Origin of the sequence: Proteus genomosp. 4 str. ATCC 51469 (assembly GCF_003144375.1) — a bacterium.
Taxonomy (GTDB): domain Bacteria; phylum Pseudomonadota; class Gammaproteobacteria; order Enterobacterales; family Enterobacteriaceae; genus Proteus.
Genome location: NZ_PENV01000029.1, coordinates 18,148 through 27,583 on the forward strand (window position 1 = coordinate 18,148; position 9,436 = coordinate 27,583).

Below are 9,436 nucleotides of genomic sequence, written 5' to 3' on the forward strand. Positions count from 1 at the left end.
AATATTATAGCTGGATGATCCCATCATAAATATGTGTCGCAGGCCCGGTCATATAAAGAGGGTTACCCACTCCTTTCCATTCGATAAACAGCGATCCACCAGGCAACGTGACTTTCACTCGTTTATCTAATAAACCTTGTGAAATACCGATCGCAACAGCAGCACAAGCTCCGCTACCACATGCATTAGTTTCACCCGCACCTCGTTCAAATACTCGCAAATGAAGGTTATTTCTGTCTACGATTTGCATAAACCCAATATTAGCACGTTCAGGGAAACGTTCATGTTGCTCTAATACTGGCCCTAATAATTCCACTTCGGCTGTTTTGATATCTTCAACCTGAATAACACAATGGGGATTTCCCATCGAAACTACACCACATAATACAGTACGTTCCATTGCCCTGATAATATAGGTCTTTTCCGCTTTTTGTGCACGAAAAGGGACTTTTTGAGGATCAAACTCAGGCTCCCCCATGTTGACGCACACATCATCATTATCCATAACGTGTAAGGTCATTCTGCCGGACTGTGTACTGACTTTTATCTCTCTTTTATTTGTAAGCCCTTTTAGTCTCACAAATCGAGCAAAGCAACGCGCACCATTACCGCATTGTGCAACTTCACTTCCATCCGCATTAAAAATACGATAATGAAAATCAAGCTCAGGATCATAAGGCGCTTCAACCACTAACAATTGATCAAACCCAACACCAGTATGACGATTAGCTAATCGGCATATCAATTCTGGTGAAAAATAAACATTTTGGGTCACGGCATCGACCACCATAAAGTCGTTACCAAGACCATGCATTTTTGAAAATTGCATCTTGCCCCTGCCTGAAACGAAATTACCGTTTCTAAGATTGACTAATTGGTCTGAGTTGAGGCGCTCTCAACTTGCTGGGTTGGCTGGGATGACTGCGTCATTTTTGCCTGAGTATCTTCAGGAGGGAAATAAAGAGGGCCTTTCAAGCCACAACCCGAAAGAGAAATCAGTGTTATTATAGCAAGAGTGCAACGTAAATACGTTTTCATTCGAAATCTGCCTGTCATTTATTTGGTTAATATCCTCTATAATCGCAGTTAGATCTCGAAAAGCAAATAGGAAATGAAGATGAACGACAGTGAATTTCACCAATTAGCTGACGAACTCTTGTCAGAAATAGAACAAACTATTGATAATTATGAAGGTGACGCAGATATTGATTGTGAAATCAATGGCGGTGTAATGACATTAACCTTTGAAAATAATAGCAAAATCATTATTAATCGTCAGGAAGCGTTTCATCAAATTTGGTTAGCGACACGCTCTGGTGGTTATCACTTTGATAGGAAAGATGATCAATGGATTTGTGATAGAAGTGGTGGTGAATTTTTAACCATGCTAGCACAAGCAATAACAGAACAAAGTGGGGAAGTGTTTTCTTTCTAAGAAACCCAGTTAATTACAATAATGGGAGCTATCAAAGCTCCCATTTGTGTTTATAGACCTGTACTCAATTAAGAGTGTTGCACAGCTTTATAATCTGTAAATCCGTGGGCGACAACATTCATCTCAGGTTGAGCCTCTTTATTACCTAGATCGGATAATTTACCAAATGATCCGCCAGCAAAAGGTAACACTTGTGTTGATCCTTCCACTTTCACAATTTGATAAAACTGCGGCAAGTTAAAATTAATAAAGCTTGAGCCATATGTGAAGCGATCATGAGAGGAAGAGTAAAAGCGGCTAACATCTTTCACTAACTCTTCTTTGCTTCCTTCACAATGGGAATAAATTTCGACACGATTGGCTTCATCTAAAATATAGATATTAAAGACATTATTATCTTCTGTAGTTTCAAAGAAGAACTGGATAATCCCTTCACACGCAAAACCATCAATGACCGCAGGTAAATAACGAGCATCTTTATCCAGCTTAACAGGCAATCCATGAAGTTTGTTATATGAAATTGCACCATAAAACTCGATAGCATTTTCTAATTTTTGCACCGACACATTTAGGCGCTCAAAAAATAAACCCCAAGTTTGTCCAGCAATACGTAAAGCTTTAAAACGTCCTGGCTCTAAACGATTCGTTGATAAGCGTAGCTCAATACATTCTGATACTAACTGTTGCACGCGGGTACGAATTAAACCACGTAGATGTTGGCTATAGCAGAATACTTCAACAGAGGCCGGTGGTGCCGCATCTTGGTGCATTTTACCTAAAATCGTTTTTAACGATTCCAACATAGATTGTGTACCACTGAAATGAAGAGTTCTTACCTCATTCCAAGAGTTGCGGTACAACAAATCAATGCTACCAATAAGACATTGCTCTTTTTCGCCAAAGCTAAAAACATCCAATTTTCTAAAATCAAAGTGAACCACTTGATCAGAAAAACTTTCTGTTGGATCTGTTTCCAAATTGACAATAATGGCTAGATGTCTAATTTCGCAAGGGCTATACAATGCTTTTGGTGTTGGAGCTGGTAAACGAATAGGGAAATGGCTCGACATATCCCTGACTAATTCATGTAGTTTAATTTCATCACAAGAGGAATCCCCTTGATGAATATAAACACGAGATCTTTTTGTTAACAGCCCATTAAAATAAGACCACGCCACTAATTTATTTAGGTAGCGGTTATATTCTAATGGTTGATGCCCAACGATATTTTCAAAATCAGGGGCACGATTATATAAATACCATCCGCTACGATTTGCTCGGCCTTGTGGTACATAAATAAAGGTTAAATGTGACTCTGATAAATCAGGTGATATTTGCGGATTAACCAGTGTTACTTTACCAGGCAATGCTTCGAATGCCGCATAAAGTTTACGTGTTAATACACCAATATCTTGTGGGCTTGCACTGACACTCAAATTATTGCGACGCGCGAAACGGATAAGATTACGATAGCTTTGCATCATCGTATCTAATAGTTCATTGTGCGCATCACGTACTCGCTCGATTTTCCAGCTATCGCGGGTATCGAGTATCGTTAACCGTTCGTTATCCCATTGCCACTGAGTCACTAATTGAGACAAGACTTGTCGTCTCCAACCTTCGGATTCATTTTGTGTTTTTTCGTTAGATAATTTTTCACACACTTTTAGGTAGAAACAGCGACGGATAAGATCAAGGCGGGTTAAATCATTGATAGAAACTAAATAACGCGTAACACGCTCAAGCATCATACAATAAGCATCTAAACCGTAATTGACGATTTCACCACGGTGAAGATGTTGCTTCATCTCTAATGCCAGCAGTTTTCCATTAGGATAATCCGCGGAATAAGCTTCTAATAAAATACTTTTTAATACCGCTTTATATGGCGAATCAACGCTTTTATAAAGCTGCCATAAACTTGCACCAAAATACTCTTCGGCTGAAAGTTCACCTAACCCCCCCAAATCTAACCACTCATTGGGTGTTAATACGCCCTGAGCATAAAGAGAGTTAACATATTCATCATAATGGTGTTCTTCTTCTACTGGCACCATCGCCCATAGCAAGCGTTTACCTGCAAGACGTACCGCAGTACGGTAAAATTCGTCAAGTAAAAGAATATGTTGAGTAGAACCACAATCTTCTCCACCTAAGCTACCGCTTGCATGATGGCGAAATCTATTTTCATCGATTAAGAAAAATGTAACGTCAATGCCTAGCTCACCAGCCCACTGTTCAATCAGTTGGCACTTGCGTTGTAAAAGCGCACGCTCATCCTGATCCAGCCATGATTGATGGCAGACCCAAATATCAATATCAGAGCAGTGACTTTGCCCAATAGAAGAAGTGCTACCCATTGAGTAGATGCCAGTAATTGGCAACTCTCCGCTGGCGTACCCTTCCATTGGCTCATCACATAATGCGTTAATCAGCTTATTGGCCCATTGACGTTGCATGTCATCTGGTTCAAAGAAACATGTACCGTGAGGAACATTTCCTTGTAGGTAGCCGGGTAACTCAGGATGGTGGTAATGCAATAAAACAGGAATTAAACCATAGACCTGTTTAAAAACATCACACATCGATGCAAATGCTCGTTCCAGTCTGAGTTGATTAATCGCATCCAGCCGTTGCTTCAGTGTTTCAATATAAAGATACAAGAGTTTCGCCTGAACAATACTAAGAAGATAGTAGAATCTGAGTTTATAAGTGACCGAGCTTGAGTTAATCCATTATTAATAGATAAAACTTTACTAACAAAATCTCGGAAACGTGATCAATTTAACACCTTGAGCGCAAGGCGTAAAGAGGAACTCAAAATATAGCACCAAGATCTAAAAACGATATTTAAGGGCTTAATCGTGTAAAGCTTCAATATTAATGTGTTTATAATCATATAGATAAAACATTTTGTTTGTGAAAAAAATGATAATAAAAATATCTCAATCCACCATTTAACCTACAAAAACCCCTGCTTACTTGATGATGAACAACAAAATAAATACTGACAAAACTTAGAAAATGATTAAAAAAATGAAAATGAAAATAACCAATTGATAAATATAACTTTTTATTTTTTTAGTTGTTTTTTATTTTTATATTCAAATAATGAAATATTTTTTAGTGTTAAAATAATAATATTTAAATAAATGTTTTATGTTCATTAAATATTTATTTACTTTAAATTTTAATTTATTTTTTTATTTTTTATTATTTCTCTTATTTTTATTTAATAATATTTTTGTTAAATTTTATCGTGTATTTATATATAAAAAAATAATTACCAAAAAAACGTTATCTAAAATAATGGTTGTTTTATCAATGTGTTCAGATTAGATATTACATTTATCTTATTTAGCAACAACCAATTGTTAATAAAAATAGATCAATGTTTTATTTTTGTAAACAACCACACTCTTTATATAGATATAAAAAGAATAAAACTCAGAAAATAAATAAATTCATCCTAGTAGATCACTATTTTACTTATTTTTTATTTCCTTTTTCTTTTTTTCTTTTTCGATTAACCCTCTATTTCTTTCATTGTTATCACGACTCAAAGCGCCTTAACTGGAAAATTGAGCCTTAAAGTGTTAAAACAATGCCTTATTTCTAAACAAAAATATCGCTAATCGCTCGGAAGAGATAATACTATTATGTCAAAAAGTACCATCCGTATTGCTACCCGCCAAAGCCCTCTTGCTATGTGGCAGGCGCTCTATGTGAAAGAACAACTACAACTTGCTCATCCAGGTTTAGTCGTCGAATTAATACCGATGGTCACTAAAGGTGACATCATTTTAGATACACCTTTAGCTAAAGTGGGTGGTAAAGGGCTCTTTGTAAAAGAATTAGAACTTGCTCTACTTGGATCACGCGCAGATATCGCCGTTCATTCTATGAAAGATGTTCCAATTGATTTTCCCGAAGGTCTAGGATTAGTGACAATTTGTGAACGCGAAGATCCTCGAGATGCCTTTGTTTCTAACCATTATGATTCATTAGAGCAACTCCCAGCAGGTAGCATTGTAGGCACATCAAGTTTACGTCGCCAATGTCAATTAAAAGCACAACGCCCTGACCTGATTATTCGTGATTTACGAGGTAATGTTGGCACCCGCTTAAGCAAATTAGATAACGGCGATTACGATGCTATTATTCTTGCTGTTGCAGGTTTAAAACGCCTTGGTCTAAATGAACGTATCCGCACACCATTATCCGCAGAGCAATCTTTACCTGCAGTTGGACAAGGTGCTGTGGGTATTGAATGTCGTTTAGATGACAATGATACTCGTCAGTTATTAGATGCTCTCAATCATTCCCGAACAGCAATTTGTGTTAAAGCAGAGCGTGCCATGAATACGCGCCTTGAAGGCGGTTGCCAGGTTCCAATTGGAAGTTACGCTATTTGGCAAGATGACAAGATTTGGTTACGGGCTTTGGTCGGTTCACCTGATGGTGAAACTATTTTACGTGGTGAGCGTTTAGTATCCCCACAAGAAGCTGAAACCGCAGGTATTTCTCTGGCTGAAGAGCTTTTAGATAAAGGTGCCAGAGCCATTCTAACAGCGGTATATCAGGGTAATGCACCCGCATGAGTATTTTAGTCACTCGCCCTGATCCTGCTGGAAAAGCATTAACCCAGCGTTTAATTAATGCAGGTAAAACAGCATTTCAAGCACCTTTAATAGAGATCACTGCAGGTCGTGAGCTTCCTTTATTAGATGCTAAACTAAAAGGATTAAAGGCGGGTGATTGTGTTTTTTTACTTTCTAAAAATGCGGTGTCATACGCAAACAGGCAACTAAATCAATTACAACAATCATGGCCAGATACGCTATCCTATTATGGAATAGGTCAAAGCACAGCAAAAGATTTCCAACATTTAAGCGGTCTTTCTATTCACTATCCTGAGCAAGGAGAAACTAGCGAAGATCTTCTCGCGCTTCCTACACTCAATCAGGTGAAAAATAAACAGATCTTACTGCTTAGAGGTAACGGTGGTCGTGACTTACTTGCAACAACATTACGCCAACGAGGTGCAATGATTGATGAATGCGAATGTTACCAACGCCTATTTATTCATTATTCCCCTGACGATTTTGCGCTTCAGTGGGAAAAAGCACAGGTTGATACACTTGTTGTCACTAGCGGTGAAATGTTACAACAACTCTTTGATCTGGTCGCTGAATCTAAGAAAGCATGGCTGTTAAACTGCCATTTACTGGTGGTGAGTGAACGATTAGCAACAATAGCAAAAACATTAGGGTGGGAAACCGTCACCGTTGCTGAAAGTGCCAATAATGATGCTTTATTTCATGCATTAATATAGAACCTAAATGAGACACCGATATGACGGAACAGAAAAATACGAATGACAATGACTTGCCAAAAGATGCAGCTAAAGCTGATGAGAATGTCCGCTATCAGGAAGTCAAACCTGTTAATAATAAGCGCTCAGGCCTAATTGGAAGTGCTGTGGCTATCCTTGTTATTTTGGCAATCGGTGGTGGTCTTTACTATTACACCAATCAACAGGCTTCAAAATTAAGTGTAGAAAATCAATCACTTAAATCAGAGCTTACTCAATTACAACAGCTACAAAATACCTATCAACAACGTTTTGATAATATTGATAGTTTGTTTAACTCTCAAAAACAAATTATTGAGAAATTACAAAACGAGCGCCAAACCACAGATAATCAAATTCAAGATCTGCAAACTCGATTTGCGGCTATTTCCAGTGCGGATGTGAAAAGTTGGTTATTAGCACAAGCCGATTTTATGGTTAAAATGGCGGGTCGTAAGTTATGGAATGACCAAGATGTGGTGACCGCAGTAAGTTTACTAAAAGGTGCTGATAGTAGCTTGGCAGAAATGAACGATCCAAGTTTGCTTGAAATTCGTCGTGCTATTAATGAAGATATCAGTAGTTTAGCCGCATTAACCAAAATTGATAACGACGGCACTATCTTACAGATAAATCAATTAGCTAATCAGGTTGATAATCTGCGTTTAGCAGATCTTGAGCGTAATGGCTCACCAATGGATAAAGATGACGAAACTATTTCAGGTTCGCTGTCAGATTGGAAACAAAACCTAAGTAAAAGCTGGAAAAGCTTTATGGATGACTTCATTACTATCCGTCGTCGAGATACTGAAGCTGTACCTTTATTAGCACCCAACCAAGATATCTATTTACGTGAGAATATTCGTTCACGTTTATTAATTGCTTCCCAAGCTGTTCCTCGCCATCAGACTGAGATCTACCAGCAATCGCTTGAAGCAGTATCCACTTGGGTTCGTGCTTATTTTGATACCTCTGATCCAAGTACAACCGCATTTTTAGATACTGTCTCTGAATTAGAAAAACAACCTATCACGCTGACAATGCCTACTGAATTAAAAAGTCCTGTACTGTTAGAAAAACGTGTAGAAAGACAGATCCGTAATTTACTGACGCAAAATGAGTATACTCAACCGCAAGCGGTTGAAGCCCAAGATGCACAAGCAGTAGAAGCTGAACAGAGTACATCAGAAAGTGCACAAGATGCAGCAGCTGATGTGCCAGTAACACAACAAGGAGAATAAGCTTATGTTAAAAATACTGCTCCTTTTTGTGGTGCTTATTGCGGGCATCATTTTTGGCCCAATATTGGCAGGACATCAAGGTTACGTACTTATACAAACGGATAATTGGGATATTGAAACCAGTGTTACCAGCCTCGTCATTATGTTTATTTTGTTGCAATTGGCACTGTTACTAATTGGTTGGAGTTATCGCCGTTTTATTGGTACAGGTTCAAAAGCCTATAGCTGGTTTTCTTTCCGTAAACGTAATCGTGCTCGTAAACAAACGAGTATGGCGTTAATGAAATTAGCAGAAGGCGACTTTAAAGAAGTTGAAAAACTGATGAGTCGCAACGCAGACTATGCAGAACAGCCAGTTGTAAACTACCTATTAGCAGCAGAAGCAGCACAACAGCGTGGTGATGAATTCCGAGTTCAGCAACACCTTGAACGAGCTGCTGAACTTGCCGATACCAATCAACTCCCAGTTGATATTACACGGGTGCGTATTTTATTAGCGCAAAATGAAAATCATGCGGCACGTACTGGAGTTGATGAATTATTAAATCAAGCACCTCGCCATCCTGAGGTTTTACGTTTAGCTGAAACGGCTTATACCCGAACCGCTGCTTGGCAAGCATTGCTTGATATCATCCCATCAATGCAAAAAATTGCGTTACATACAGATGATGAATTAGAGCAATTACGCCAAAAAGCCTACATTGGCATTATGGGACAAAAAATGTCCGAAAGTGGCTGTGATGGGCTAAAAAATTGGTGGAAAGCACAACCACGTAAAGTACATCATGATAATGCATTACGTGTTGTTTTAGCTGAACATCTTATTGAGTGCAACGATCCTGTTACTGCTCAAACGATCATTTTAGAAGGGATCAAACGTCAGTATGATGAACGTTTGATCTTACTATTGCCACGTTTAAAAAATACAGATGCTAATGTGATTTTAAAAGTGCTAAATACACTGATTAAGCAACATGGTCCTACACCATTGCTCAACAGTACATTAGGTCAAATAGCCATGCAACAAGGGCAATGGGTGCAAGCAGAAACGGCATTTCGTAATGCGTTAAAACAGCGTCCTGATGTTCATGATTTTGCGTGGCTTGCTGATGCCTTGGATAAACAGAAAAAATCTGAGGAATCAGCCAAAGTACGTAAAGATGCTTTATTAATGACTTTGAAAAAAGATTCAGTCATTTTTGAAGAGCCTAAAAAAAGTAAGTAAGCTCATTCGATAAAAATGTGATCATAAATTGTTTGATCAACTGATTTAAAAACCCTCTTTATTATGAACTGCACCCCAAAAGTTGGACACCAACTTTGGGGTGTTTTTCTATGGCTAAATATTCTCTTGATTTTAAACTAAATGTGATTAATTTTTATCTCGAAGGTAATGGTTTTCTATCA

At 38.2% G+C, this 9,436-nt stretch carries 8 protein-coding genes; 5 read left to right on the forward strand and 3 right to left on the reverse strand.

The features are described from left to right. Positions 1-4 precede the first annotated feature (4 nt). Both dapF and lptM read right to left on the reverse strand, forming a co-directional pair. Positions 5-829: a diaminopimelate epimerase gene (gene dapF, locus DK866_RS19050; RefSeq protein WP_072070840.1), complete on the reverse strand. Its 825-nt coding sequence runs from the start codon at positions 827-829 to the stop codon at positions 5-7. 41 nt (positions 830-870) lie between these two features. Then, positions 871-1,038, reverse strand: coding sequence for an LPS translocon maturation chaperone LptM (gene lptM / locus DK866_RS19055; RefSeq protein ID WP_071788576.1), 168 nt, complete (start codon positions 1,036-1,038; stop codon positions 871-873). Between the two features lie 79 nt (positions 1,039-1,117). On the opposite strand from lptM, the gene cyaY reads away from it, so the two are divergent. After that, positions 1,118-1,435 (forward strand): iron donor protein CyaY, encoded by a 318-nt coding sequence (gene cyaY, locus DK866_RS19060; RefSeq protein ID WP_109410170.1) that lies wholly within the window; start codon positions 1,118-1,120, stop codon positions 1,433-1,435. Between the two features lie 68 nt (positions 1,436-1,503). Here cyaY and DK866_RS19065 read toward each other — a convergent pair whose 3' ends face one another. Next, positions 1,504-4,098 carry a class I adenylate cyclase gene (locus DK866_RS19065; RefSeq protein WP_109410171.1) on the reverse strand — a complete coding sequence of 865 codons (2,595 nt, stop codon included), beginning with the start codon at positions 4,096-4,098 and terminating at the stop codon, positions 1,504-1,506. 996 nt (positions 4,099-5,094) lie between these two features. Here DK866_RS19065 and hemC point away from each other — a divergent pair. Genes hemC through hemY form a run of 4 tightly spaced genes read left to right on the forward strand, consistent with a single transcriptional unit; the run spans position 5,095 to position 9,254 of the window. Beyond that, entirely contained in the window at positions 5,095-6,036 is a 942-nt protein-coding gene (hemC, locus tag DK866_RS19070) for a hydroxymethylbilane synthase (RefSeq protein ID WP_109410172.1), read from the forward strand. Beyond that, a complete protein-coding gene (gene hemD, locus DK866_RS19075; RefSeq protein WP_109410173.1) occupies positions 6,033-6,770 on the forward strand; it encodes a uroporphyrinogen-III synthase in 738 nt (245 codons plus the stop codon). The genes hemC and hemD overlap by 4 nt, the downstream gene beginning before the upstream one ends. 20 nt (positions 6,771-6,790) lie before the next feature. Next, a complete protein-coding gene (gene hemX / locus DK866_RS19080; RefSeq protein WP_109410174.1) occupies positions 6,791-8,029 on the forward strand; it encodes a uroporphyrinogen-III C-methyltransferase in 1,239 nt (412 codons plus the stop codon). A 4-nt stretch (positions 8,030-8,033) separates the two neighbouring features. Next, positions 8,034-9,254, forward strand: coding sequence for a protoheme IX biogenesis protein HemY (gene hemY, locus DK866_RS19085; protein WP_109410175.1), 1,221 nt, complete (start codon positions 8,034-8,036; stop codon positions 9,252-9,254). Positions 9,255-9,436: the final 182 nt, after the last annotated feature.

Bases quoted from the DNA above. Each gene is read 5' to 3' on its own strand.
- dapF (WP_072070840.1), bottom strand. From the start codon at position 829: ATGCAATTTTCAAAAATGCATGGTCTTGGTAACGACTTTATGGTGGTC.
- lptM (WP_071788576.1), bottom strand. From the start codon at position 1,038: ATGAAAACGTATTTACGTTGCACTCTTGCTATAATAACACTGATTTCT.
- cyaY (WP_109410170.1), top strand. From the start codon at position 1,118: ATGAACGACAGTGAATTTCACCAATTAGCTGACGAACTCTTGTCAGAA.
- hemC (WP_109410172.1), top strand. From the start codon at position 5,095: ATGTCAAAAAGTACCATCCGTATTGCTACCCGCCAAAGCCCTCTTGCT.
- hemD (WP_109410173.1), top strand. From the start codon at position 6,033: ATGAGTATTTTAGTCACTCGCCCTGATCCTGCTGGAAAAGCATTAACC.
- hemX (WP_109410174.1), top strand. From the start codon at position 6,791: ATGACGGAACAGAAAAATACGAATGACAATGACTTGCCAAAAGATGCA.
- hemY (WP_109410175.1), top strand. From the start codon at position 8,034: ATGTTAAAAATACTGCTCCTTTTTGTGGTGCTTATTGCGGGCATCATT.